The sequence below is a fragment of the Alteromonas sp. 4NH20-0104 genome (genome assembly GCF_057547795.1).
The window spans coordinates 112353-138041 of the sequence record NZ_BAAJLP010000012.1 but is presented as its reverse complement, the minus strand read 5'-3'; the positions used below and the strand labels follow the sequence as shown (position 1 = coordinate 138041).

Genomic DNA, 25689 nt, shown 5'->3' with positions numbered 1-25689 from the left:
AATCCGTAGGCTCGTCACGGACGACGAGCCAGGGCTGCGCGGGCAGGACGCCCGCTCAGCGCGTTAGGTTTGCCCCTTTTTGTCGGCCAATAGGCTGTTTCGCAATTTAGAACTGAGTGGGGTCCAGGGGCGGCCTCACTGCCGCCCCTGGTCGGCGTCGGCGACCCGACAAAAAAGTGGAGACTGCCTGAGGATTTCAAAAGGCTATATTAACTAAGTCTGGCTTATTAGAAGATACCGGCACGGCGGCCGGTATGACGGTTATTTTTATAATAACTACTCAATGTACAACGGTTATTTTTCGCCGTATGGAAAATGCTCTGCCCAGTGCTGAGCGATTTGCTCCCTGGTACAACACCACACCTGATCATGACTCTGCACATACTCCACGAAGCGTTTTAACGCAGCAAAACGCGCCGGACGGCCAATAATGCGGTTATGCAGGCCAATGGATAACATTTTGGGGGCGTCCTGCCCTTCTTCATACAACACATCAAAAGCGTCTTTGAGGTAAGTGAAAAACTGCTCGCCACTGTTAAACCCCTGTGGCGTTGCAAACCGCATATCATTGGTATCCAGTGTGTAAGGCACCACCAGCAGTGGTTTACTGTAATGTAGATCGTAATAGGGTAAGTCGTCGGCGTAGGAGTCGGCGCAGTAAAGAATGTCCTCGCGCTCGGCAATCAGCGCCAGCGTATTAGGGCTGGTTCTGCCGGTGTACCAGCCCGCGGGCGCCTTGCCGGTTAAGGCTTTATGTCGATTGACTGATTCTTCAATCTGCGCCCGTTCCTCGTTGATGTCCATATCCTGAAAGTGGATCCAGCGCAGGGCATGACTAGCAATTTCCCAATCCGCTTCCAGCATCGCCTTAACGGCTTGAGGATGACGCTCAAGGGCCATGGTCACTCCAAATACCGTTACCGGGATATTGGCCTGGGTGAATAGACGGTGCAGTCGCCAGAATCCGGCCCGGGAACCATATTCATAGATAGACTCCATGCTTAAATGGCGGTCAGCATAGGGTTGTGCACCAATAATTTCAGACAGAAAGATTTCTGAATGACTATCGCCATGCAGCACACAGTTTTCACCGCCTTCCTCGTAATTCAGGACAAATTGAATCGCGATCCTGGCATTCTCCGGCCACTTTGGATGCGGTGGGTTCGCCCCGTAACCGACCAAGTCTCTTGGGTAATCACTCATGTTACAACTCCGCGTATTTTTCGGGGACAGTCAGGCCACAGCCCGACAGGATTAATTGCACCAGTTGTCGGGTTGCTTCATCAAAATCGGCCCGTTTCATGGTCTTGCCACGCAAGCTGGTGATCTGGGCCGAAAAATCGGCGTAATGTTGGGTACAGGCCCAGATATGAAATAACAGATACAGCGGATCCACCGGTGTCATCCGCCCTTGTTCAATCCAGCGATTTAAAATGGCTACCCGCCCTTCCATCCAGGCGACGTGTTCATTACTGAAAAATTTGTTCAGATAAGGCGCGCCATTGAGCACTTCCATCGCAAAGATTTTAGATGCCTGCGGATGGGTTCGCGACACCGTCATTTTATCGGCAATATAGTCTGCCAGGGATTCAGCCGGGTCGTCTTCCTCAGTCACCTGATCGAACCGGGAATTCCACAGCGACATAATGTCCTGCAGCATGGCTACATATAAGCCCTGCTTCGATTTAAAATAATACAGAATATTGGTTTTAGGTAACTCCGCTTCATCAGCAATCTGCTGTACCGAAGTCCCCTTAAACCCATAGGTTGCGAAAGCCTTTTCAGCCGCGGCCAGAATTTTCTGTTTATTCTTGGCCCCGATACTACCGTCCATTTTCGATTTACTCGCCATTAATACTGCGTTCCTTGTTTTTCACTGAAATTGACTGAGCACGTGAATGTCATCAGGCATCGTCCGGCGTTTTAAAGCCAGCACACATTCATGCTCTATATTGTCACTTTCTCGTTGCTTTGTCTCAGTACTCATTCTGATTTACAGCAATTTCCTGACCACTTAGTCACTTTTTACCGGACCAAGTGGTCAGTCCACAAAAATGGCTCACCGTTTTATAGGCTACGCTCTGTTCAGACTGGTTAGCCAACCTCAATGGCCGGCGTGAAACCAGGCACTACGGGCGCCCAGTTGAGGCTGCAGCGCCATTTAAACACAAAAAACTGACCACTTGGTCTACTTTTTGAATAGTAATTCCGGTATGGTATGCGTTAATTCGCCCGCCACCTCAGGCCCGGAGCACAGGATGATTAAATTTTTACTTAATAATGAACTGGTTACGCTAGATAATAACGCTGCAGAAGTGTCTGTACAGCAATATCTGCGTGAACAAAAATCGCTGACTGGTAGCAAGGAAGGCTGTGCAGCTGGCGATTGTGGTGCATGCACGGTCGTTCTTGGTGAAATTGCCCCTTCTCAGTCCGCGATTTTTTACCGCAGTGTCAACAGTTGTATTACGTTAATGGCGGCACTGCACGGTAAACAGCTGATCACCGTAGAACACCTCAGCGATGGCAAAGCCCTGCACTCGGTGCAGCAGGCCATGGTCGAACATCATGGTAGTCAGTGTGGTTTTTGTACGCCTGGTTTCGTTATGTCGATGTTCGCCCTTTATCACAGTGATAAACCGGCAGATCGTGAAACCGTTAATACTGCCTTGTCTGGCAACCTGTGCCGCTGTACCGGTTACCGACCCATTATCGAAGCCACGCTGGACAGCTGCGGCAACCGCCAGGCGGATAAGTTCAGCGCCCGGGAAGATGAGGTACTGAAGCAGCTAAAGGCCATTGCCAGCGAAGACACACTGCCGGGAATAAACAAGGTGTATTTACCGCCCAGTCGCGAGGCGATGGCAGCTTTGTTGCAGGAACACCCTGACGCACGCCTGGTGGCGGGTAGTACCGATTTATCCCTCGAATACACCCAGCAGTTAAAAACACTGCCTACCCTGATCAGCACCACACGGGTTAAAGAGTGCCTGGCATTAACCGTTGATAACGATGGCATCACAGTAGGCGCAGCCTTACCACTCAATGACTTCGCACCGGTATTGCATCAGCAATTTCCGCAGTTGCATGAACTTATTGATCGGTTTGCGTCATTACCAATTAGAAACCAGGCGACACTTGGCGGTAACGTTGCTAATGCCTCGCCCATCGGCGATATGCCGCCTGTGCTGCTGGCCCTCAATGCAGTAGTAATGATTGATAATGGCAGTGCCTACCGGGAAGTGCCGGCCCGTGACTTTTTTACCGGCTACCGGCAGACCGTGCTGGCAGACAAAGAATGGATTAGCGCGATCCGCTTTTCCCGGCTCGATGCCCAAACGCAAATGAAAGCGTATAAGGTGTCAAAGCGTCACGAAGATGATATTTCTGCGGTGTGTGCCGTGTTCACGGTGACGCTGGATAATGGCAAGGTAACGGCTCTTTCTTCAGGATTCGGCGGCGTGGCCGCAACCCCGGTTAGCTGCGAAGAGCTGGAACAGCGTTTGCTGGGTAAAACCTGGAGTGAACAAAGTACCCGCCAACTGGGCATGGAAATCCTTGCTGAGGCGTTTTCGCCGATTGATGATGTGCGGGCCAGCGCCAGCTATCGTAAACAATTACTCGCCAATTTATGGCAGCGCTTCTGGTTTGAAACACAGACTGAACTATTAGCCACAACCCGGGTGACAGCTTATGCGTAAACTTGTTGACCAACCATCCCATAAGGCCGAACACTCGCCGCTGTTACGCTCGGAAAAACACGAAAGTGCCATCAGACAAGTGTCGGGCTCAGCGCGGTATGTTGATGATATCCCTGCCCCGGCTTCACTGTGTTATGCCAGTGTGGGCACAACGACGGTAGCCAGTGGTACGCTGCAGTCTCTGGATCTTAGTGCGGTGAAGCAAGCGCCTGGCGTTATCGACGTAATAACCGTGGCCGATATTCCCGGTCACACCGATATAGGCCCGGTGTTTGGCGGCGATCCTATTCTGCTCGACAACGAGGTGAAGTTTCATGGCCAACCCGTGTTTGCGGTATTGGCAGAAACCCAGGAACAGGCCCGGGAGGCCGCAACAAAAGCGACCATGACCTTTGCTGAAGCAGACGCCATTTTAACCACTGATGCGGCGCTGGCCGCCAATGCGAAAGTCCGTCCCACTCATGAATTTGGTCGTGGTGATGTGAGTAAAACCCTGGCGGCATCCCCGCTCAGGGCGACAGGCCATCTTTCAGTGGGCGGTCAGGAACACATGTACCTGGAAGGTCATATTAGTCTGGCCATCCCTGAAGAAGAAGATCGCATGAGTATCTTTACCTCCAGCCAGCATCCCAGTGAAGTGCAGAAACTGGTTGCTGAAGTACTCGACGTTAAACTCCACCGGGTGGCGGTGGATATGCGCCGAATGGGTGGCGGCTTTGGCGGTAAGGAATCCCAGGCCGCCCAATGGGCTTGTCTGGCCGCCGTTTTTGCGCTGCGTACCGGGCGGGCAGTTAAAATGCGTTTACCGCGCATGCTCGACATGCAGGCAACCGGCAAACGCCACCCTTTTGAAAATGACTATGAAATCGCTTTTAATGAAACAGGTAAAATGCTTGGCGCCAGGGTTACCGTAGCAGGCAACTGTGGCCACTCGCCGGATTTGTCTGATGCGATAGTCGACCGCGCTATGTTTCACGTCGATAACGCTTACCAGTTAGGTGATACCCACATTACCGGCCATCGCCTGAAAACCAACGTTGTATCACATACGGCATTTCGTGGATTTGGCGGTCCTCAGGGGCTGATTATGGCCGAGCTGATGATGGACGTAGTTGCCCGTAAAACAGGCCTTGATCCGCTATCAGTGCGCAAGCTCAACCTGTATGGCCCGGAAAATGGCACAACCACGCCCTATGGCATGCCCCTGGAACAGGATATTCTGCCCGACCTCATCAGTAAACTCGAAACCGACAGCCATTACTGGCAGCGCCGCGAGGAAGTAAAAGCGTTTAACGCAGCAAGCCCTATCATTAAGAAAGGCCTGGCTCTGACGCCGGTTAAATTTGGTATTTCCTTTACCGCCAAGCACCTCAATCAGGCCGGTGCACTGCTTCACATTTATACCGATGGCAGCATTCAGGTCAATCACGGTGGTACCGAGATGGGCCAGGGTCTGCACACTAAAATTGGTCAGATTGTGGCCCATGAATTTGGCGTAACGCTGGATAATATCGAGGTAACCGCCACACGCACCGATAAGGTACCTAATACCTCGCCCACAGCGGCATCAAGTGGTACCGACCTTAACGGTAAAGCGGCACAAAATGCTTGTATTACCATTAAAGAGCGCCTGGCTGCGTTCTTTGCGGAACAATTTAACGTGCCGGCAGAAGACGTGATTTTCGCCGCGGGCCAGGTGAGTGGCGGAGGCCATCACTTACCCTTCACCCAACTGATTCAAAATGCCTATATGGCACGAATTTCATTATCAGCCACAGGGTATTACCGCACGCCGAAAATATACTACGACCGCGACACCGGATCTGGCCGGCCGTTTTTTTACTTTGCCAATGGTGCGGCCGTATCTGAGGTCAGTGTGGATACCCTGACCGGCGAATACACCGTCGATAAAGTGGATATCCTGCATGATGTAGGCACCAGCCTGAACCCGGCCATTGACCGCGGCCAAATAGAAGGCGGCTTTATACAGGGCATGGGCTGGCTCACCACTGAAGATTTACGCTGGGACGATAAAGGCCGGTTAATCTCCAATAACATGGCTACTTATAAGATTCCCGCCATTGGCGATACGCCGGCGCACTTCAACGTGGCACTGTTTGACCGGCCCAACGCCGAAGACAGTATTTATCACTCCAAAGCTGTGGGTGAACCGCCCTTCATGTTGGCGATTTCGGTATGGTGTGCCCTTAAAGACGCCGTGGCCAGCCTGGCCGATTATAAGCGGGATCCCGATCTGCCTGCCCCAGCTACGCCCGAAAAAGTCCTCATGGCTATTAATGCTATTCAGAATGCCACTGGAGAGCAATAACATGCAACATGAAAAATGGCAGGTGCGCCGCTGGTTTGAAGCCATTCACTATTGTGAGCAACATGCCCAGGGGTATGCACTGATTACGGTGCTCACCACTGCAGGCTCAACGCCCCGGGAACAAGGTACAAAAATGGTGGTCACCGCCGATCGTCAGTTCGATACCATCGGTGGCGGGCACCTTGAGTTTAAAGCCATAGAGCTGGCACGCGAGGCGCTGGCGGAGAGTATTAACCAGCGCCATAATCAACAAGCCATACACAGTTTTCCGCTGGCCAGTAAACTGGGCCAGTGTTGTGGTGGCGCAGTAAAACTGCTGATTGAGACCCATGTCAGCCATCGCCAGGTGCTGGCACTGTTTGGCGCGGGTCATGTGGCCCAGGCACTGGTGCCTATTCTGGCCCAGTTACCCCTTTCGGTGCGCTGGATTGATAACCGCGAAGCCCTTACCCCCACTCAGCCACTGGCCGCCAATGTCGATTATCTGTGTGACGATGAACCCGCAGGTGAAATCCCTTTATTACCGAAAGGCAGCTGGGTGGTGATCATGACCCACGATCATCAACTGGATTTTGAGCTGGCAGAAAAAGCCCTCAGGCACCCGGATTTACCTTACGTTGGTATGATTGGTTCACAAACCAAAGCGAAACGTTTCGTGCACCGTTTAAAAAGTAAGGGTATGTCTGAACAACAACTCGCGCGTTTTGTTACCCCCATAGGCCTGAACGCGATTCCTGGCAAACTGCCGGTGGAAGTGGCGGTATCTGTCAGCGCCCAAATTATTCAGCGCTTACACGGGCTAGACGCCCCTTCATCTGTTACCACTACCGCCATGACAAAGGACCTTATTCATGACCCTCAATGACCTGAATCAACTGGACGATAACGCCGCTTACGACTGGTTTGAAACCACCTGTGCGGCAGAGCGCTGGGTTAACGCCATGGTGACTGGCCGCCCCTATAAAAGCCCGGCCGAGGTGTACAGTTATGCAGTGGAAGTGTGGGAGTCGCTGACCGACAGCGACTACCGTCAGGCGTTTGAAGCCCATCCGATGATAGGCGATGTGAATAGCCTCAGAGCAAAATTTGCAAACACCAAAACGACCGCCGCCTCAGAACAGCAAGGTGCCGCAGCGGCCAGCGAGGCAACACTGCAGGCACTGCATACGCTTAATCATGAATACCTTAACAAACACGGGTTTATTTTTATTATCTGTGCCACGGGGTTAAGCGCCGATACCATGCTGGAAGCCCTGCAAAAACGCTTGCCCAATGATACCGTCAGCGAACTGGCCAATGCCGCAGCGGAACAAATTAAAATCACCTTGTTACGGCTTACCAAAGCATTAAGTCCAGCGCCAACACAGGAATCTTCATCATGATCAGTTTATCCAGCCATGTGCTCGATACCACTTCCGGAACACCCGTTGCCGATATGCCGGTCACCCTCACCGCCCCTGATGGCAATCAGGTGACCACCGTAACTAACAGCGATGGCCGCTGCAAAGACTGGCCGGGCATTACTTTTACAGCCGGTACTTACCATATCCGGTTTGCATGTAAGGATTATCTGCTGGCCCGGCATGGCCAGTCTTTCTATCCCCATGTGGATATTCACTTTGAGATGACCGAGGACGGTGGGCACTACCATGTACCGCTGCTTATCTCACCGTTTGGCTTCAGCAGTTACCGGGGTAGCTAGTGGCAACAACACAATTAATTCGCGGGACAATTTACCATTTTCCGCATTCAACAACCCACTATCAGAGCGACCTGCAGAGTTTTAAGGATGGCGCCCTGCTGATCAAAGACGGCAAGATTGCTGACGTTGGCGACTTTTCAGCGCTAAAAGCGCAATATGCTGATGTGGCAGTCACCGATTACTCAGGCAAGGTGATTATTCCCGGCCTGATTGATACGCACCTGCATTTTCCGCAAACAGGGATTATCGCCAGTTATGGTGAACAGTTGCTCACCTGGCTGGACAACTTTACCTTCCCTGCCGAACGCCAGTTTGAAGACGCCGACTTTGCCGCCACTATGGCAGACGCTTTTTTAACGGAATGCCTGAAAAACGGTACGACTACCGGCTTGGTGTACTCAAGCGTACATAAGGTAGCAACAGAAGCGCTGTTTAACGCTGCCAGTCAGCGCAACATGCTTACCGTTGCCGGTAAAGTGTGCATGGACAGGCATTGTCCCGACTGGCTGCAGGATACCCCCGAATCGGCTCAGCGCGACAGTGCCGACCTGATTGATCGCTACCACGGTAAAGGGCGTAATTACTATGCCCTGACCCCACGCTTTGCGCCCACCAGCAGCAGCGCCCAAATGGCCGCACTGGGTGAACTGGCTCAGCAATACGACGATGTGTTTATTCAGACCCACCTGTCGGAAAACCACGATGAAATTGCCTGGGTGAAAACCCTGTACCCGGAATGTGAAGATTATCTGGCTGTGTATGAGAAATACCATATGGTTCGCCCCAGAGCGGTATATGGTCATTGTATTCATCTGTCTGACAGTGAATGGCAACGTATGGCCCAAAGCGGTGCCATTGCGTCATTCTGCCCTACCTCTAATTTGTTTTTAGGCAGTGGTCTGTTTGAGATGAGCAAAGCCGATAAGTTTGGCGTGCCGGTTACCCTGGCAACCGATGTGGGCGGCGGTACCAGTTTTAATCTGCTCAGAACCCTCGGCGAGGCGTATAAAATATGTCAGTTACGCCAATACAACCTGTCTGCTCTGCAAGGGTTTTATATGCTCACCCAGGGCGCCGCAGACTGCCTGGGACTGAGTGATAAAATTGGTAACCTGAACCCCGGCACCGATGCCGACTTTGTGGTACTGAATCCCCGCTTTGATGCACTCACTCAATTACGTATCAACGCAGAGAGCACCTGCGAAGATACCCTTTTTGCCCTGACCATGCTCGGAGATGACCGCGCAACGGTGGCCACTTATGTGGCGGGTCACCCACAATATCAACAACAGGAGCTCTAACCATGCCGTGGCTTGATTGGCTTTCATTATTTGTCCGCTGGTTTCACGTTATAGCCGGGATCGCCTGGATTGGCGCTTCATTTTACTTTATCTGGCTGGATAACAGCCTGGAAACACCGCCGGAATGGAAAAAACAAAAAGGCATTAAAGGCGACTTATGGGCCGTGCACGGTGGCGGATTTTATGAGGTCGGCAAATATGCTTATGGCCCTGAAGTGATGCCGAAAACCCTACACTGGTTTAAGTGGGAAGCCTACTCCACCTGGCTTAGCGGTTTTGCGTTGTTAATTATTGTCTATTACTTTGCCGCTTCGGCGTATCTGATCGACCCCTCAGTAATGGCGCTTTCCGAAGGTGAAGCCATTGCCCGCGGTCTGGGTTTACTGGCCGGCGGCGTGCTGCTTTATGAGCTGGCCTGTCGTTCGCCTCTGGCAAACTACCCTAAAGTGTTTGCTGTGGCCCTTACCGCCCTGTTAGTGGTTGCCAGCTACCTCGCAACCCACTGGTTCAGTGGCCGCGGGGCTTACATTCATGTAGGTGCGCTCATAGGCTCGATTATGGTGGCCAATGTGTGGCTCAATATCATGCCAGCACAACGTAAAATGGTGGATGCCGTCGCGGCTAAACAGGCTGTGGATCCGGCCTGGGGTGCAGGTGCTAAGCTGCGGTCAGTGCATAATAACTACCTGACATTGCCCATCCTGTTCATTATGATCAGTAATCACTATCCAATGACCTACCAACATCCGCAAAACTGGTTGGTATTGGTGGCAATTATGGCGCTATCTGCGTGGATCCGGCATTTCTTTAACTTACGTCATGTAGGCAAATTCAGCCCGGCTGTTCTGGTAAGCGGTATGATTGGCTTGCTGGCCGTCGCGCTGTGGGTGTCGTGGCCAAAAGCCGAAGTCAGCAGCGCCCTCCCCGGGGTAGAAAGGCATGCTACCGAAACGGCCTCATTATCGGCCCTGGATAAACAGGTACAAACGCTGGTTGATATTCACTGTGTTGGCTGTCATTCAGCCAACCCGACAGACGATATTTTTAAGGTGGCGCCACTGGGCGTAAAACTCGATAGCTGGGCGAACATTGAGCGCCAGGGACGCCAACTGGTTAATCGCACCACCATTACCCGGGACATGCCGTTTTTAAATAAAACCAATATGACCGACGAGGAACGGGCGATTATTGCAGCCTGGGGCAAAGAACAGGGATATTAGTAACACCCGGGGCCACTGATATTATCCTGCCTGACTAGTTAAAGCGCACTCAGGTGTATCGGCGTCCCGGTATTTTCTCTGCTAAAGCCGAAGGGTGTCAGTTTAAGGTTAAGACGCCTTGCTGCCTTTGACGTGGTACATTTGTTTATCGGCTTCCTCAATCCATTGCTGAACGCCTTCCAGTTCATAATGCCACTGCGACATACCAATAGAGCACAGGATATGGATATCCTGAGACTGTTCACTCCTGACTATCAGTGGCTCTGCAAAAATTCTGTCAATGAGGTGCTGGGCTTCATAGTCCCGGGTATCCCTTAGCAGCAACAAAAACTCATCGCCACCGTAACGCCCGACCAAATCGTTATCACGCATGGTAGATTTGATTCGCTCAGTCAGGATAATCAGTGCTTTGTCACCCGTTTGATGGCCAAACTGGTCGTTAATTTGTTTAAACTTGTCCAGATCTAAGAAGGCCAGGGTTGAGGTAGTACGCTCGCCGATACGCTTCAAGCGTTTAAATTCCGCATCCAGTGCATATAAACACTCCCGGCGATTATTGATCCCCGTCAGGCCATCGGTTCTGGATAGGATATTGAGTCGTTCATTCGCCGACTTCAGCGCTTCATGCATTTGTTTATCGTGGGTAATATCATCTGCCGTAATTACCAGGCTTATCACTTCGCCACTGGGATCGCGGATCACTTCGCCACGCTCACGAATATAGCGTAACTCACCGTCATCCCGCATAATGCGGTATTCAAAAGTCCAGGGATTGGTAATCGTATGGCGGTAAAAATCCATCACCCGGGGCCGGTCTGCCACATGAATATGACTGATAAAACTCCTTGGATTATCGTAGAGTTCCTTAGCACTGCGCCCCCAGATACGCTGATACCCTTCATTGATATACACCAGATTGGTTAAGTCGGGGCTAACAACACTCACGGCCATACGATCTGACAATGAACTGATAATAGAGCGAAGCGTCTCCTGCGATTCAAAGTAATTCTGCTCGATGCGCTTTTTCTCATCAATGTCCTCTACCACCGAGATAAAAAAATCCGGCGTGTCATCATCATTGCGGACCAGGGTAACGGTCAGGTTACCCCAGACCATTCTGCCGCTTTTGTGAATGTAGAGCTTTTCCATTTGATACGAATCGTAGAATCCGTCGAGCAGCTCGGCGACGTGCTGAAGATCCTTATCGAGATAGTCGGGGTGAGTAATTTTTTGAAAATCAAGTTTGACCAGATCTTCTTTACTGTAGCCCAGAAAGCTACTCAGCGCCGAGTTTACGCGAATAAATTCGCCCTCCGGACTGACATGGGCCAAGCCTATGCCACACTGTTCGAAGGTCGATTCAAATACTTTCGCTGTTGTCTCACTGGCCATTGATTCCTCCACTTTGAACCGGCTGTAAACGTCCCTTTTGTTTCCCGACACCTTCTGTGTGTCAGTTAATCGATGATCCGCGGCAAACGGATTAAAAAACAACTACCTTTGGCGCTGCTTGATTCAAGGTGTAATTCGCCGCCATATTTTTCGATGATGGCTTTTGAAATTGACAAACCCAGTCCGGTTCCCATTCCCACGGTTTTAGTGGTGAAGAAGGGATCAAATATTCTGGCTGCTACTGCAGCCGGCATACCTGGACCGTTATCTCTAATACGGCAATTCACGGCAGTCTTTTCAGCTACAATTGTTATTGTAATCCTACCGTTATTATCGGTCATCGCCTGCATAGCATTAGTGACAATATTGATAAAGACCTGAGCCAGCTGATTGGCATTAACATGAATAACCGGTTTTGCTTCACATGGCGTAAAATCAATATCCACAACTGTTTTCGCCTGGGTCCGTATTATTGTCAGTGCCAGCTCGATGACGGCGTTCAGTTCCAGGTTAACCCTGGTCTTCTCGTCCGGGTGTGAAAAGGACTTGAGGTTCGCGATAATATCCGTAGATCGCCGAATGCCTTCCAGCGACTCATCAATCAAATCATCCGTATCAGTTAAAATATAGTCCATATCCATTTTTTTGTGCAGTGCAGTCATGGATTCTGACGAATTTACCGCCTGACTGACAAACTCACTGATATCACCTAAGTAATCCTGCAAACTGGCCAGGTTACTGTTAATAAAGCCCAACGGGTTATTGAGTTCGTGCGCTACACCGGCGGCGAGTTGTCCCAGCGCGGCCATTTTTTCCTGGTGTATCATCGATTTTTCAATGCGCCCACGCTCCTCAAGCAGCGTTTCTCGCTCGCGGATAAGACTACGTTGTTCAAAATGAGACAAGGTATTCGCGACAAACGCACTAAAAGACACGAAGATATCTTCATACTGCTTGGAAAATGCGCCAATATGTTTATCTGAAATCAACCAGATATATTTCGCCTGCGAGGTACTGATCGGGTGAATAAGAACAGAATTAGCATCGGGTAACCAGCCCCCGAGGTGTGCTTTCCAGCCGGGGATAAGGGCCACATTGAAGATATTCATAGTTTCTTCAAAGACGTTAGTCAGATCGGTATAGCGCAATGGTTTGAACGACATACCTTCGGTGCTGCAACATACCGGAATAACCGTACTTTGTTCTTCATTGTGGTGCGCTATAAGAATTTGGTCGCAGGGCAAAATCTCACCAATAACTTCAAACAATCGTGCAAACACCTCACTACGGTGCATGGATGTCATAATCGCGTCAAGGCCGTTGAGCATAAGTTGGTTAACTTGCTTGAAGCGTTGTAGCTGGCTGTTTTCGTAGCGTAACTTCTGGATTGTTTCGTGGAGCTTTTCTACATCGGTCACAGATTCTCTCACCCTATTGCCGTCGCAGATATCATTAAATTGCCATGGCGACTGATGCCGTCGGAAAAGCAGCCCTGTTCACCAAAAGTAAAGCCAACAATAAATGGCACCCCCTGGGCCAGCACCAGCAAAGAGCGCTGAATTTCATTCAGGTGCTCTTTCACTGCCAGCATACAACCACCACAAAAAACAATCATTAAGGCCTTGGGGCGGCGTTCGTAATTGAGTTCATGGGTTCTCAAAACAACTTCGGTGACTTCCGTTGCGCGCCGGATAAGATTATCAGGATGGCCACTCATCAGTGTGATCTGTTCCCCTTTGTCAAGACTGGCAAACAGTTCGATGCTACCGTCGTCATGAAGCCAGGCAGGATGGCTGAGTAGCGGCACATCAAGACTCACAGGCCCGCGGTTTCGGCTAATCGGAAAATAGGTGCTGGCCTGAAGGATATTGCCCGCCTTCAGTGGGTCTTGTTCCATAAGGTTAAGCCAGCGATTATAAACAGTGCCGGCAGGCTCACCATCCAGTGCAAATAACCTGCGCCCGTCCACCGCCGTAACCTGCGCAGACAACTCGGTGGGTTCATAACCAGAACTAAAATAACAGGATACCGGTTCAGTCAGGTAAAGTACCGCAACCACAATGCCGTTATGACGCAACTGACTGCCATCGAATTGCACCCACTTCCCTTCGATAGTGTTATCTGCGCTACTTCCACCAAATATAGGCACGGTGTCGCCAAGGACACCATGCAGGCCATCAAGCACCTCTTCTTCGTGACCAGGCGCAACAATGAGCCACACCAACGATGGCATTTCCCCCAGTTTGCCTGCATCCTGCATCGCTTGCACCAGGGTTGCTTCGGCAATTGCCCGCTCCCTGCCCGGTGTTAAATCAGCAGACGAGACACCTGCGCCACCATCGATATCCTGTAAAGACAGAACATGAACAAAACTCTCGCCTTCATCGGTTCCCAGGTGACTCATTGCGCCCAGACAACTTGACGATGCGATCCACCGTGCTGAGGATTCTTGAAAGTGAGAATCTGAAGTCTCAGCCAGAGCTGAAATCGCCGCGACATCACCAAACGCAATATTAATATCAGCTTCAGCAAGCGCAGCAATTTTGCCTGAGTCGCCAAAAGTTCCATCCGCCTGCAGTGCAATGCGATTGACACGACTATGCATAGTTACCACTCCCAAAATGTCACTATTGTCACATTTTTCACAATAATAACTTTGTTTTTTTATTTTTACATTGATTTATATAGGTGACGAACAGTAAACTTGCAAAAAATTATCGTATATATAAGCATAACAAGTAATACAGTTACCTACGGTTGGATTCTCTGTTAAAGGTCTGACCGGGCAACGGAAGCATAATGACGGATCTGGTTATTTTGAGCTTTTGAGGTGGGCGGTAGAGCAACAATGACTAACAACTATTATGCAGTGTTTATCGACGATGATGAACTTATGCTCAAAGCGATAAAACGCACGTCAAGAAGACTCATACCTAACTGGGACGTCACTTTTATTAACCAGCCTCTCAACTGGCAGGCAGCGATACGGCAACACGCCTATCCGGATATCGTGTTTTGCGATTATCGGATGCCAGGTATTAACGGCGCAGACTTGCTCCAACAACTCGCTCAACAGTACCCTTTATCTATCCGCGTACTCATGACCGGCGATACCCGGGATGAGATCCTGCTTGGCAACAGCGGTAATGCTCATAGCCTGCTGAATAAACCCTTTAGCGATGAACATCTCGGTGAGCTGTTAAGTCATGTAGAAAAACTCCGAGCTTTACCAATAACACATGCCCAACAGGAATGCCTGGGTCAGCTTAGTCAGCTCCCGGTATTACCTGAAATTATCGAAAAATTGCGCACAGCACTCAGTGATGAGCAGACCAATGCCAGTCAGATTGCTGAAATCATTATTGAAGAGCCTTTAATTGGTGCGCGGATCATGCAGGTTGCCAACTCAGCGTACCTGGGGTTTCATCGCACTACCGACACGCTTGAAGAAGCCATCAGCCGACTCGGCACGCAGTTACTGTATGCCCTGACCATCAGTTTTGTGCTGGAGTCTGAAACAGCCCATCTGATGCCAACCGCACTTCATCAGCAGGTCTGTAAAAGCACCCGTCAGATGGCCGCTTCAGGCAAAGCATTGGCCATTGCGCTGGAGTGTCCCCCGCGATGCAGAGAACAGGTATTCACCGCTTCGGTATTAAATGGCACCGGCAGGCTGGTTCTGGCCATGGTGAATGAAAACGCACCTGAGCTTGCTGCTCAGTTAAGGAAGGCAAGCAGTCATCCGGATATATTAATTACCGTGTTTTTGCTGACCTTATGGTGTTTCCCGGAAGAGGTTATTGCACCGTTGCTGAACATACAGAATGCCCCCAGTGAAGATCACAAAGCCTGGATCAACGTGCTGTATTACGCTCATCAGTATATGAGCGTAAAAGACGATGACCAACGGCTGGCTGATTTTACCACTTCATTACCCGACGAGGTAAAAACAGCGCTACTCAGTGCCTGAGCTTAACTCCGCCAGTTGTTCTGGTCGGTTGATATTCACCAGTTCGCCCGGATCGCCGCTAAACACCACCGGCTGAGCATTGAGGCCGGCCAGTAATTTTCGCACAGAAGGACTCGGATCACGGGAAATAAGCGCCCGGGCAACTTGCTGAGTTTGCCGGGTAACGGGGATCACTAAGGGTAAATAGTGGTCGGTGTAATACGCGGTTTGTTGATTCCGCCTGGCACATTCCAATAAGGTGTTTATGCTGTATGCAGACAAACATGGCATATCAACGGGCATAAACAATACCAGTCTGAGCTTTTCACTGGCACTGTTAAAACGTGCCAGCACATCGCAGATAGCACCGGCAGGCCCCTGCCCCAACTGCTGCTCACTCAAATCAGCAGCAGTACCGCCTACTACCAGATGCTGATTAACGGCCGCAGCATCCAGCACGTTACAGGCGATATCAAGCATAGTTTGCTGCCCGATTTTAAGTTGTGCTTTGTCGCTCCCCATTCGCCTGGAACTGCCTCCGGCCAGGATAAATCCCAGGCTGTAATACGGAGGCTGCTGGAGCAGCATGTCGATACTGTCTACTGCTTTCATTCTCGATTTAAAACTTAGTGGCTATCCATACCCATAGTTTATCAGTATCTACCTTGATGTCGCCTGCTGAATAATTGGCATATTTAGCCCCGAAGCTAAATTTTTCAGCAATTTTGGTGGTGTACTGGATATTGATCTCACTACCCAGATCGTCAACCGTGCTGCTCGCTTCATCGGCACTAAAGTCATGATACACAAACAACCAGTTACCACCGGCAAATTTTGTTGCTGCGCTAACATAAATATCCTGCAGCCCCTGTCCTGGCGTACCTAACCACTGATCAGACCAACCATTGAATTTATGCAAAGTGGCGAGTGGCGTGGCAAAACCGTACATACCGTCATCGGAGCCAAGCAGCTCGTAGCCTAGCTTAGCCGTGACGCCTGAAACCACTGCGCCCGCTTCTAACATTGCGTAGGTGGCAGAATAATCAGTCGCTGCCGCTTCGCTTGACTGAGTAGCAAACTCGGCGTTGTAAAGCCATTTAACCGAATCGGTTTTATAAGCGCCGGCATAGCTTACACCGTAGGTATCCAGGCTGTTATCAGTGTTGTTATCCACTTCAAGCAGGTAGGCATAAGCGGTTAACTTACCAAAGTCGTCCTGGTAACTGACGTTGAGTAAATGGTCTTTTGAATCGATATCTGCCGCTTCACCAAAAATACGGTTACGCTTGTTCAGATAGGCGTAAAACGCGTTCAGTTTTTCGCTGACCTTATAGTTTACCGATACCGCATCATAGGTTTGCCAGTCCTGACGCCAGCCAACGTGCCCCACGAAACGATGGCCGTCCAGCGCAATAATCTGACGTCCGGCTTTAACGGTCAGGCCATCATTTTTAAACTGCACATAGCCCTGATTCAGTTCGGTGGTTTCCGGGTCGGCAATCACTGAATACTCGCCCGGATTGTAACCTGCCGGCCCTACGGTGTAATCGCCCTGCCCCATTACGATGGTCACATCTTCCAGATCCGCTTTGAATGAAAAGCCGTTGTACTCACCGGATTCGAAGCTAAGTAAAGTGCGTAGTGTCAATGCGCTAGCATCTTTTACCGCATTATCCTGATTCGCGCCTTCGTAACGCAGGCGAAAACTGGCTGATGCCTTGGAGTCAGATAATGCATCATGCCACTCAGTAGCCGCCTGGGCGGCTGGTAATAAGGCCGCTGAGATCAGTGAAGCTAACATTCCGCGTTTGAAAAAAGAGACTGGTGTTTTCATGATAAATTCCTAAATTAAGCGTGAGAATACCCGGCCCGGCCCTTTAAGGCCGAGCTAACAATTTGTTTTTATTAATATTACTTAAGCGGCGTCAGACTTCTTTTTGGCGCCAGACTGCTTTGCTTTTTTATGTCCTGAAACGGTTTCCACTTTTTTTTGTTTTTCATAAAGGAAGGTCAGCACTTCGTGCCGGTAATGGTTGTATTCAGGATTGTCAGCCAGAGCCAGACGGTCCCGGGGACGCTCGAGTTTAACGTCGAGAATTTCGCCAATGGTGGCTGAAGGGCCATTGGTCATCATCACAATGCGATCGGATAACAGCACCGCTTCATCCACATCGTGGGTGATCATAATGACGGTATTGCCTAAATCGGCGTGGATTTCCATCAGCGAGTCCTGCAAATGAGCCCGGGTCAGCGCGTCAAGGGCACCGAAGGGTTCATCCATTAGCAGCACTTTAGGTTCCATGGCCAACGCCCGGGCAATGCCCACCCGCTGTTTCATACCACCGGAGATTTCCGATGGCAGTTTATCCAGTGCGTGGGTCATGTGCACCAACTCCATGTTGTGCATTACCCAGTCGCGGATTTCCTGTTTGGACTTACCTTTCTGGGTTTGTTTCACGGCCAGTTCGACGTTCTTGTAACAGGATAGCCAGGGCAACAGCGAATGGTTCTGGAATACTACCGCGCGCTCAGGACCGGGCTCTTTCACTTCTCCACCGTCGAGAATGACACCGCCAGTAGTGGCCTGATGCAGACCGGCTACAATATTAAGTACCGTGGATTTACCACAACCTGAGTGACCAATCAGTGAGATAAACTCGCCCTTATCAATCTTCAGATTCACGTCGGTTAATGCAGTAAACGGCCCTTTCGGCGTAGGAAAATCAATGCCTACCTGACTGAGTTCTAAATGTCTGCTTTGCATAATTTAATTCCTCGAATGTGTAAGCCGCTTAGCGCAGCACTGCGTTTTTGTCCCAACTCACCAGGCGCTGTACTGACAGCATCAGGCGATCGAGCAGGAAACCAATTAAACCAATGGTGATGACCGCTACCATGATGCGTGCCAGTGACTCTGAGCTGCCATTCTGGAATTCATCCCAGACAAACTTACCCAAACCCGGGTTCTGGGCGAGCATTTCGGCCGCAATCAGCACCATCCAGCCTATACCCAGTGACAAGCGTAAACCGGTAAAAATCATCGGAATAGAAGCTGGCAGAACAATTTTCTGCACATGGCTTAATGGCTTTAACCGCAGCACCTTACTCACGTTCACCAGATCGGAATCGATGTTAGAAACACCTACCGCAGTATTGATTAGCGTGGGCCATAAGCAGCACAGCGAAACGGTAAAAGCCGAGGTAATAAACGATTTGGAAAACATCGGGTCATCACTGACATACACCGCACTGACCACCATGGTAACCAGTGGTAACCAGGCCAGCGGCGACACCGGTTTAAAGATTTGGATCAGTGGGTTCAGAGCGGAATAGGCAGATTTGCTCAGGCCACATAAGATACCCGCGGGTATTGCCACAATACTGGCAATCAAAAAGCCCACCATCACGGTATATAAACTGGTCCATATCTGATCGAAGAACGTTGGCGCGCCGGTGAAATCTCGGATTCTCGGCTCGTAGGTCGGGTCTTTTGCAACCCGCGCTGCGTTGCGTTCTTCCTGACGGGCGTAGAAAGCTTCTGCCTTTTCACGCTGCGCGCTGTGTTCATCAATTAACGTAAAGGTTTGCTCCCACACCTGCGCCGGGCCAGGAAACTGCCCCAGCGACGTATCGATGTTTTTGGCTACCACATTCCAAATCGCGAGGAATAATAATATGCCAACAACAGGCATCAATAATTTTGGTACGGTGGACATAATATTCCCTAACACATTTTTACCGCGGATCTGGCCAATATGGCTGACAACTGGTACCGATTTACTCATCGTCTTTACCTTTTATCATCGAGGGTCCGGGAGACACGGTTATATAACCGTGTCGCCTTTCAGACCAATTGAGAATTTCTCTAAGTAAGCATTGGGCTTGCTGCCATCAAACGTCACATTATCGATAAACTCTGTTTGCGGCGGCTTAAAGCCGGTTTCTGTGTCGAAGTCAGGAAAATCTTTAGGATCTGCCAGACCTTCTTCAATCAGCGCTTTGGCAGCAATGGTGTAGATATCCGGGCGATATACGCTCTTTGCTGTCTGCATGTACCAGTCGTCAGACTTAGGCTCTGCAATCTGTCCCCAACGGCGCATCTGGGTTAGATACCAAATCGCATCGCTGTAGAACGGGTAAGTCGCGTTGTGGCGGAAGAAAGTATTAAAGTCTGGCACATCACGCTTATCGCCTTTTTCATATTCAAAGGTACCGGTCATGCTGTTGGCAATAACGTCGGCATCGGCGCCCACATAGCTGCTCTTGGCCAGAATTTTAACGGCTTCCGGGCGGTTAGCGTTGTTGTTTGCATCTAACCACATGGCGGCGCGGATCATCGCCTTAACCACGCGAATGTGCGTATTAGGGTTTTCTTCGGCCCAGGTTTTGCTCACACCAAATACTTTTTCCGGGTTGTTTTTCCAGATTTCGTAGTCGGTGATAACCGGTACACCAATACCTTTAAACACCGCTTGCTGATTCCACGGTTCACCTACGCAGTAACCGAAGATGGTACCGGCTTCCATGGTAGCTGGCATTTGCGGTGGTGGCGTTACCGACAGCAGCGCCTGAGCATCGATTTGGCCTGAGGTATCGCCTTTGTGCGGTGCATAATAACCTGGGTGGATGCCCCCTGCGGCTAACCAGTAACGCAGTTCATAGTTATGCGTGGAAACCGGAAATACCATGCCCATTTTGAAAGGCTTACCGGCATTTTTATAGCTTTCCACTACCGGCTTTAAGTAGTCGGCTTTAATCGGATGTACCGGCTTGCCATTTTCAACCGGAATGTGTTTTTCCATCTCAGCCCAAACGTCATTAGAAACGGTGATCCCGTTACCGTTTAAATCCATGCTGAAAGCGGTAATAATGTGCGACTGGGTGCCAAAGCCAATGGTTGCGCCCAAGGGCTGACCGGCCAACATATGCGCACCATCTAACTGACCGTCAATAACGCGGTCAAGCAGCACTTTCCAGTTAGCCTGGGCTTCCAGCGTAACGTACAGACCTTCGTCTTCGAAATAGCCTTTTTCGTAAGCAATCGCCAGTGGTGCCATATCGGTGAGTTTGATAAAGCCAAACTTCAGCTCTTCTTTTTCTGGCCAGCCAATATCCTCAGCAGACACGGTAGTCACTGAGGCAGTAAATAATGACGCAACCAGTGTCAGCGAACCTGCCACCTGCTTTAACTTGTGTTTTACAGTCTTATGTAACATGTACTTTCCTTAAGCCAAAAAAAAACCCACCCGTTCGAAATGACATCGTCATTGTGAACGGGTGGGCTTCGTTGCCGTTTACCTCGCCTCGTTAGAAGACAGCAAGGTATTAATAAATTGTTTAGGTATAGCGCATACTAGTATTGCTAAAGAGAGTTATACACATTTAGTGCCAATATTTAATAACCATTAATTTCAACAACTTATAAATTTCGGTTATTTGTCGCCGAAATTCAGCGACTCATCGTAGTGCATTTTGTGCACTGTCAGTGCTCACTGTGAAAAGGCAATGCCTGCTTATGGCGCAATTGCCATAGTTCTGTTGCCCGCTGTTGGGCCTCTTGCTGGCTTAATTTTTCCAGTAACATCAGATACACCGCCAGCGAAGCAATCACGGCCTGCTGTGCATAACCGTGTTCCAGATCGCCCCGCCACACTGCTAACATCGTCTCAACTGAGAATTCGCGCTCTTTCATTGCCCAGCCATCCGCTTCGGGTAACGCCAGTTTGGTGGTGACACCACTATGGGTGTAATACAAATCTGTTGGTCTGTCGCGATTCACCTCAGGATCGCCGCCGTCACCACGAAACACCAGTGACTGCTGTTGCAAAAACGTCTCGTTGACTTTCGCATGACGTTCATCCAAATGCGTATGATAAACCCCCTGTACCGCAAAGGGCGCACTGCTTGGATTTAACAAACGGGCCAGGGTATTAGCACAGGACCGTAAGCCAAATAATTCACGCAATTTAATAATGCGATCAAGCTCGGGCAGGGCAATACCTAAATCCAGATAACAGGCATTCATGCTGTCCATGGTTTGCTGGGCATGTTGTACCGACGTTGCCAGTGGCAAGCCCAACTCTGCCAGAGCATGGCTGGCATAAAAGCGTTTTGAGCCGGGCTCACTGGCACCATGCAGGCACACCCGGTAGCCAACGCTTGCAAGTAATGCTGCGCTCAATAAATACCAGGGTAATTGCCGACGTTTACCGGCATAACAACCAATATCTACACTGGCTTGCATTGCGCTTAATTCGATGGGTAGTTTTCCGCGACAGGCTGCAATAAAACCGCATAGCTCTTCAACAGATTCTTCCTGCATGCGCAGCAGCATCAAAAAAGCGCCGGCTTGTTCCGGTGCGATGGATTGGTTTAGTAATTGAGAAAAGGCATCAAAGGCTTCAGCTTGCGTAAGATGCCGGGCGCCCCGCTGGCCTTTGCCGAGGGCTTTAATGTATTCGCTAAATGGCGCGTTGCTCATAGGTATGATGTAACAAATCGGCGGTGATGGGCTGACGGGCACAAACCACATGACCAATCACGGTAAGTGCCGGTCCTTCGATTGCCGCGTCGAGCACGCGTTGATAAATATCGCCGACGTTGCCAACGATAACCTGCTGTTGATTACAACACGCGTTTTCAATCACTGCAACGGGTAAGTTAGCATCGACACCGGCTTCTGTAAGACGCTGGGATAACAACGCCAAACGCTTCAGCCCCATATACACCACTGTGGTTTCACGCTCACTGCTTGCCGCAATGGCCTGCCAGTCTGCCTCTTTCGCCGGATCCTTAAACTGCGCGGTCATAAATCGCACAGACTGAGCAAAACGGCGGTCGGTTAATGGAATTCCGGTGTAAGCGGAAGCGCCGGACGCCGCCGTTATTCCGGGTACAATGGCAAACGGTATGCCCGCCTGATACAGGGCATCGGTTTCTTCGCTGGTGCGGGCAAAAATGGCCGGATCGCCGCCTTTTAAGCGCACTACCCGCTTACCCTGCAGACCCAGTTCAACCAGTCGCTGACAAATTTCTTCCTGTGGCACACTGTGCTTACCGCAACGTTTACCCACAAACTCCCGGGCCACATGGCGTGGAATACAATCGAGCACCGATTGATCCACCAGCCAGTCAAACAGCACCACGTCAGCTTGCTGTAATAATCGAAACGCTTTTAGTGTGAGCAGCTCTGCATCACCGGGGCCGGCACCAACGATAAACACTTCACCGTTTTTACGGCGGCGTTGCGCGGTTTTGCCACCCACAATTGAGTCGCCGTGGTCACCAAACAGGGCGGCACCCATGCGGGATACTTTCAACATCAACGGCATCATCAGTGTATTAAAGCGCATATTCATTGGTTGTTTCCTTATTCTGTTCTGTCGCTGCCGTTGTCGATGCAATCAAACCCGCCAATTCGGTTTTACACGAACCACAATTGGTACCGCATTGCAGCGCCTTGCCAAGCTCACTAACGGTGTTAGTGCCCTGACTAATGGCTTGCCTGATGGTCTTTTCACGCACGCCAAAGCAGCTACAAACCACTTTACCGAGGCGGAATTCTTCGTCTGGCTGTTGCTCTAACAAGCCGTTAATCTGTTCAGATGTGAGTGACTCACTGCTATACAGTGAGTCCAGCCAGTCGCGCGGTATATCGTTTGGCCGGTGGTTAATTAGCACGGCGAGAATGAGCTTTTCTTTGTGGGTAACTACAACACTTAACTGTTCAGGGCCTTGCTTGGTAGCCCACTGCGCATCTCGCGGTAAGCACGGCAGGATTTCGCTGAGCATTTCCTGTGGTGTACGCGGATCAGCCACATCTATGCTTTGTGCCACCGGCGTTGGCATCTTCAGAAAATAATAAGCCGCCGTTTGTAAACGCTGTACCAGTATCTCATCACCAAAGATTACGCCATAGCTCTGCATCTCCACCGGGCTTAATTTAATGGCGCCGTGTTTTAATTCTGGCTGACCAGATAGTGTATCGTTTGCACCGTTCAGCAGCGCGCCAACCCGGGCATGAGAACCCCAGGTAGCAGACCAGTGAAACGGCGCGAACACCTCGCCACGACGCTGTTTATCATCAATTTTTACCGGCAAAATGACGTCTATATCGCCAGCACAGGCAGCTTGAGCTTTGATCAGATCACCGTCTTTAACGGCAAGTGCTTGTGCATCCACAGGATGAATACTTAACCAGGGCCGGTCGATATGTTTAAGTAAGCGCGGCGCGTTACCAGTGCGGGTCATGGTGTGCCACTGGTCCCGCACGCGACCGGTGTTTAATACGAAAGGATATTCGGCGCTGGTTTGCTGTTCAGGTAAACGTGGCGTGATGGCCACAAAATTAGCTTTGCCGTTAGGCGTGTAAAAAGACCCGTCAGCAAACAGGCGCGCTGTCCCAATACGGTGGGTGTTACTCAGGGGCCATTGCTGCGGGCGCAGACTATCGTATTGTGCGATGCTTAAGTCGGCCAACGGGCCTAAATCCAGCGCACGGGTGCCGTTGTTGTTCGCTGCGGTCAGCGCACAATGCTCGGCAAAAATCTCGGCCGGATGCTGATAGGCAAAAGCCTCTTCAAAGCCCATTGCCCGGCCTACCATCGACACTATTTCCCAGTCGTGTTTGGCTTCCCCCATGGGTTCAACCAATCCGCGCTGACGGGAGATTCGACGCTCAGAATTAGTCACGGTACCGTTTTTCTCTGACCAACCCGTTGCTGGTAAAGCGATGTGAGCATAATTGAGGGTGTCAGTTTGTGCAGCCGTGTCTGACACGATGACCAGCTCACAGTTTTTTAGCGCGGCTTCCACTAAGGCCCGGTTTGGCATACTGGCTACCGGGTTGGTTGCCATGATCCAGAGGCATTTCACTTTGCCATCGGCCGCCGCCTGAAACATATCCACCGCCCGTAAACCGGGCTTAGTGATGAGATTCGGCGCCCGCCAGAATTCTTTAACCGTTGCATGGTGCTGAGGGTTATCGATATCCATATGCGCGGCCAGCATATTGGATAAACCACCCACCTCACGCCCTCCCATAGCATTGGGCTGACCGGTAATCGAAAACGGCCCACTGCCCTCTTTGCCGATTTTGCCCGAGGCTAAGTGGCAGTTGATAATGGCATTGCCTTTATCCACACCACTGGTTGACTGATTAATGCCCATAGAGAAAAACGTAATAACCCGGGGCAAGCTCGCAAACCAATTAAACAACAGCTCTATTTCAGCAACCGGTACATCACAGGTTTCAGCAACCTTCGCCACCGTCCACGCTGACGCTTCAGCCAACGCCTCGGCAAAGCCATTGGTTGAATTCTGGATAAACGTATCGTCCAGGGAGTTGTGATGGGCAAGATAATTCAGCAAGCCACAAAACAATACGGCATCGGTGCCTGGCTTAAGCGCCACATGTAAATCGGCCAGTGAACAGCTGTCGGTTTGTCTGGGATCCACTACCACTACTTTCATGTCCGGATTACGCAGTTTAGCCCGTTCGATGCGCTGGAATAATACCGGGTGCGTCCAGGCCGCGTTGCTGCCGGTCAGGATCAGTAGATCGGTATGCTCAAGGTCTTCGTAATTACACGGTACAATGTCTTCGCCAAAGGCCCGTTTGTGGGCCACCACCGCAGAAGACATACACAGCCGCGAGTTAGTATCGATATTCGCAGTACCAATAAAGCCTTTCATCAGCTTATTGGCCACGTAGTAATCTTCGGTAAGCAACTGACCTGAGCCATAAATCGCTACGGCATCCGGGCCATGTTGCTCAACAATACTTTTCATTCTGGCCGCAATGATCGACGTCGCTTCATCCCAGCTGGCCGGCTGGCCAAACACCACCGGTTTGAGTAAACGCTTATTGCCGTCCAGGGTTTCCAGCAGATGGGTGCCCTTGATACACAGGCGCCCAAAGTTGGCCGGATGTTCAGCGGACCCTTTCAGCTCGCTGAGACTGCCTGTCATGCCGCCGCTTTGCACCACATCCACACCACAACCCACACCGCAGTATGGACAAGTGGTTTGAACCAGTTTATTGGCTGGTTGGTGTTTAGTGGTTGTTTGCGGCAGCATGGCATTCATCTCATCACC

General features: G+C 50.6%; 21 protein-coding genes and 2 pseudogenes. 8 read left to right on the top strand and 15 right to left on the bottom strand.

Translation table 11 applies throughout. From position 1 onward, the window contains the following. Positions 1–294: 294 nt before the first annotated feature. Both puuE and AC27IB_RS10820 read right to left on the bottom strand, forming a co-directional pair. Positions 295–1203: an allantoinase PuuE gene (gene puuE, locus AC27IB_RS10825; protein WP_296049795.1), complete on the bottom strand. Its 909-nt coding sequence runs from the start codon at positions 1201–1203 to the stop codon at positions 295–297. Between the two features lies 1 nt (position 1204). Further along, positions 1205–1852, bottom strand: coding sequence for a TetR family transcriptional regulator C-terminal domain-containing protein (locus AC27IB_RS10820; RefSeq protein WP_296049797.1), 648 nt, complete (start codon positions 1850–1852; stop codon positions 1205–1207). A gap of 406 nt (positions 1853–2258) precedes the next feature. On the opposite strand from AC27IB_RS10820, the gene xdhA reads away from it, so the two are divergent. The 7 genes from xdhA to AC27IB_RS10785 are packed head-to-tail and all read left to right on the top strand — an operon-like array spanning position 2259 to position 10253. Continuing rightward, positions 2259–3701 (top strand): xanthine dehydrogenase small subunit, encoded by a 1443-nt coding sequence (gene xdhA / locus AC27IB_RS10815; RefSeq protein ID WP_487120840.1) that lies wholly within the window; start codon positions 2259–2261, stop codon positions 3699–3701. Then, positions 3694–6030: a xanthine dehydrogenase molybdopterin binding subunit gene (gene xdhB, locus AC27IB_RS10810; protein WP_296049802.1), complete on the top strand. Its 2337-nt coding sequence runs from the start codon at positions 3694–3696 to the stop codon at positions 6028–6030. The genes xdhA and xdhB overlap by 8 nt, the downstream gene beginning before the upstream one ends. Before the next feature lies 1 nt (position 6031). Further along, positions 6032–6895: a xanthine dehydrogenase accessory protein XdhC gene (gene xdhC / locus AC27IB_RS10805; RefSeq protein ID WP_487120838.1), complete on the top strand. Its 864-nt coding sequence runs from the start codon at positions 6032–6034 to the stop codon at positions 6893–6895. Beyond that, positions 6882–7412 (top strand): 2-oxo-4-hydroxy-4-carboxy-5-ureidoimidazoline decarboxylase, encoded by a 531-nt coding sequence (gene uraD / locus AC27IB_RS10800; RefSeq protein WP_296049807.1) that lies wholly within the window; start codon positions 6882–6884, stop codon positions 7410–7412. The genes xdhC and uraD overlap by 14 nt, the downstream gene beginning before the upstream one ends. Next, positions 7409–7732, top strand: coding sequence for a hydroxyisourate hydrolase (gene uraH / locus AC27IB_RS10795; RefSeq protein ID WP_487120836.1), 324 nt, complete (start codon positions 7409–7411; stop codon positions 7730–7732). The genes uraD and uraH overlap by 4 nt, the downstream gene beginning before the upstream one ends. Next, positions 7732–9033 carry a guanine deaminase gene (guaD, locus tag AC27IB_RS10790; RefSeq protein ID WP_296049813.1) on the top strand — a complete coding sequence of 434 codons (1302 nt, stop codon included), beginning with the start codon at positions 7732–7734 and terminating at the stop codon, positions 9031–9033. The genes uraH and guaD overlap by 1 nt, the downstream gene beginning before the upstream one ends. 2 nt (positions 9034–9035) lie before the next feature. Next, the gene (locus AC27IB_RS10785) at positions 9036–10253 is read left to right on the top strand and encodes a urate hydroxylase PuuD (RefSeq protein ID WP_487120834.1); all 1218 of its coding nucleotides are present in this window, start codon (positions 9036–9038) and stop codon (positions 10251–10253) included. A 108-nt stretch (positions 10254–10361) separates the two neighbouring features. On the opposite strand, the gene AC27IB_RS10780 is transcribed toward AC27IB_RS10785, so the two are convergent. From AC27IB_RS10780 to AC27IB_RS10770, 3 genes are all read right to left on the bottom strand, one after another. After that, a complete protein-coding gene (locus AC27IB_RS10780) occupies positions 10362–11645 on the bottom strand; it encodes a diguanylate cyclase (protein ID WP_487120832.1) in 1284 nt (427 codons plus the stop codon). A gap of 65 nt (positions 11646–11710) precedes the next feature. Then, on the bottom strand, positions 11711–13063 hold the full coding sequence (locus AC27IB_RS10775) for a sensor histidine kinase (protein WP_487120830.1): 1353 nt from the start codon (positions 13061–13063) through the stop codon (positions 11711–11713). 8 nt (positions 13064–13071) lie between these two features. Next, positions 13072–14250, bottom strand: a complete 1179-nt coding sequence (locus AC27IB_RS10770; protein ID WP_296049826.1) for an FIST signal transduction protein — start codon at positions 14248–14250, stop codon at positions 13072–13074. Between the two features lie 243 nt (positions 14251–14493). Here AC27IB_RS10770 and AC27IB_RS10765 point away from each other — a divergent pair, with 243 nt between their 5' ends. After that, entirely contained in the window at positions 14494–15615 is a 1122-nt protein-coding gene (locus AC27IB_RS10765) for an HDOD domain-containing protein (RefSeq protein WP_296049828.1), read from the top strand. Here the strand turns inward: AC27IB_RS10765 and mobA are convergent. The 10 genes and pseudogenes from mobA to AC27IB_RS10715 form a co-directional block, all read right to left on the bottom strand. Further along, a complete protein-coding gene (gene mobA / locus AC27IB_RS10760) occupies positions 15601–16206 on the bottom strand; it encodes a molybdenum cofactor guanylyltransferase (protein WP_487120828.1) in 606 nt (201 codons plus the stop codon). The genes AC27IB_RS10765 and mobA overlap by 15 nt on opposite strands. Before the next feature lie 7 nt (positions 16207–16213). Further along, positions 16214–17428, bottom strand: a complete 1215-nt coding sequence (locus tag AC27IB_RS10755; protein ID WP_487120826.1) for an alginate export family protein — start codon at positions 17426–17428, stop codon at positions 16214–16216. 81 nt (positions 17429–17509) lie between these two features. Continuing rightward, entirely contained in the window at positions 17510–18358 is an 849-nt protein-coding gene (locus AC27IB_RS10750) for an ABC transporter ATP-binding protein (protein ID WP_296049833.1), read from the bottom strand. Positions 18359–18386: 28 nt separating this feature from the next. Beyond that, on the bottom strand, positions 18387–19310 hold the full coding sequence (locus AC27IB_RS10745; protein ID WP_296049846.1) for an ABC transporter permease: 924 nt from the start codon (positions 19308–19310) through the stop codon (positions 18387–18389). 108 nt (positions 19311–19418) lie between these two features. Beyond that, complete coding sequence (locus tag AC27IB_RS10740; RefSeq protein ID WP_296049836.1) at positions 19419–20810, bottom strand: CmpA/NrtA family ABC transporter substrate-binding protein; 1392 nt, start codon at positions 20808–20810, stop codon at positions 19419–19421. A 266-nt stretch (positions 20811–21076) separates the two neighbouring features. After that, positions 21077–22075: a glycosyl transferase family protein gene (locus tag AC27IB_RS10735; protein ID WP_296049840.1), complete on the bottom strand. Its 999-nt coding sequence runs from the start codon at positions 22073–22075 to the stop codon at positions 21077–21079. After that, entirely contained in the window at positions 22056–22952 is an 897-nt protein-coding gene (cobA, locus tag AC27IB_RS10730; RefSeq protein ID WP_487120823.1) for a uroporphyrinogen-III C-methyltransferase, read from the bottom strand. Before cobA ends, AC27IB_RS10735 begins: the two co-directional genes overlap by 20 nt. Further along, positions 22936–23385 carry a (2Fe-2S)-binding protein gene (locus AC27IB_RS10725; RefSeq protein ID WP_487120849.1) on the bottom strand — a complete coding sequence of 150 codons (450 nt, stop codon included), beginning with the start codon at positions 23383–23385 and terminating at the stop codon, positions 22936–22938. Before AC27IB_RS10725 ends, cobA begins: the two co-directional genes overlap by 17 nt. Before the next feature lie 174 nt (positions 23386–23559). Continuing rightward, a pseudogene (locus AC27IB_RS10720) lies at positions 23560–23874 on the bottom strand (molybdopterin dinucleotide binding domain-containing protein); the annotation flags it as partial. Between the two features lie 330 nt (positions 23875–24204). After that, positions 24205–25671 (bottom strand): annotated as a pseudogene (locus AC27IB_RS10715) (molybdopterin-dependent oxidoreductase); the annotation flags it as partial. Positions 25672–25689 lie beyond the last annotated feature (18 nt).

Coding starts and splice junctions, on each gene's coding strand:
- AC27IB_RS10740 (WP_296049836.1), bottom strand. CDS start 20,810: ATGTTACATAAGACTGTAAAACACAAGTTAAAGCAGGTGGCAGGTTCG.
- AC27IB_RS10735 (WP_296049840.1), bottom strand. CDS start 22,075: ATGAGCAACGCGCCATTTAGCGAATACATTAAAGCCCTCGGCAAAGGC.
- AC27IB_RS10770 (WP_296049826.1), bottom strand. CDS start 14,250: ATGCATAGTCGTGTCAATCGCATTGCACTGCAGGCGGATGGAACTTTT.
- uraD (WP_296049807.1), top strand. CDS start 6,882: ATGACCCTCAATGACCTGAATCAACTGGACGATAACGCCGCTTACGAC.
- AC27IB_RS10780 (WP_487120832.1), bottom strand. CDS start 11,645: ATGGCCAGTGAGACAACAGCGAAAGTATTTGAATCGACCTTCGAACAG.
- mobA (WP_487120828.1), bottom strand. CDS start 16,206: ATGAAAGCAGTAGACAGTATCGACATGCTGCTCCAGCAGCCTCCGTAT.
- AC27IB_RS10755 (WP_487120826.1), bottom strand. CDS start 17,428: ATGAAAACACCAGTCTCTTTTTTCAAACGCGGAATGTTAGCTTCACTG.
- AC27IB_RS10765 (WP_296049828.1), top strand. CDS start 14,494: ATGACTAACAACTATTATGCAGTGTTTATCGACGATGATGAACTTATG.
- xdhB (WP_296049802.1), top strand. CDS start 3,694: ATGCGTAAACTTGTTGACCAACCATCCCATAAGGCCGAACACTCGCCG.
- cobA (WP_487120823.1), bottom strand. CDS start 22,952: ATGAATATGCGCTTTAATACACTGATGATGCCGTTGATGTTGAAAGTA.
- xdhA (WP_487120840.1), top strand. CDS start 2,259: ATGATTAAATTTTTACTTAATAATGAACTGGTTACGCTAGATAATAAC.
- puuE (WP_296049795.1), bottom strand. CDS start 1,203: ATGAGTGATTACCCAAGAGACTTGGTCGGTTACGGGGCGAACCCACCG.
- uraH (WP_487120836.1), top strand. CDS start 7,409: ATGATCAGTTTATCCAGCCATGTGCTCGATACCACTTCCGGAACACCC.
- AC27IB_RS10750 (WP_296049833.1), bottom strand. CDS start 18,358: ATGCAAAGCAGACATTTAGAACTCAGTCAGGTAGGCATTGATTTTCCT.
- xdhC (WP_487120838.1), top strand. CDS start 6,032: ATGCAACATGAAAAATGGCAGGTGCGCCGCTGGTTTGAAGCCATTCAC.
- AC27IB_RS10785 (WP_487120834.1), top strand. CDS start 9,036: ATGCCGTGGCTTGATTGGCTTTCATTATTTGTCCGCTGGTTTCACGTT.
- AC27IB_RS10725 (WP_487120849.1), bottom strand. CDS start 23,385: ATGCTCAGCGAAATCCTGCCGTGCTTACCGCGAGATGCGCAGTGGGCT.
- AC27IB_RS10820 (WP_296049797.1), bottom strand. CDS start 1,852: ATGGCGAGTAAATCGAAAATGGACGGTAGTATCGGGGCCAAGAATAAA.
- AC27IB_RS10745 (WP_296049846.1), bottom strand. CDS start 19,310: ATGTCCACCGTACCAAAATTATTGATGCCTGTTGTTGGCATATTATTA.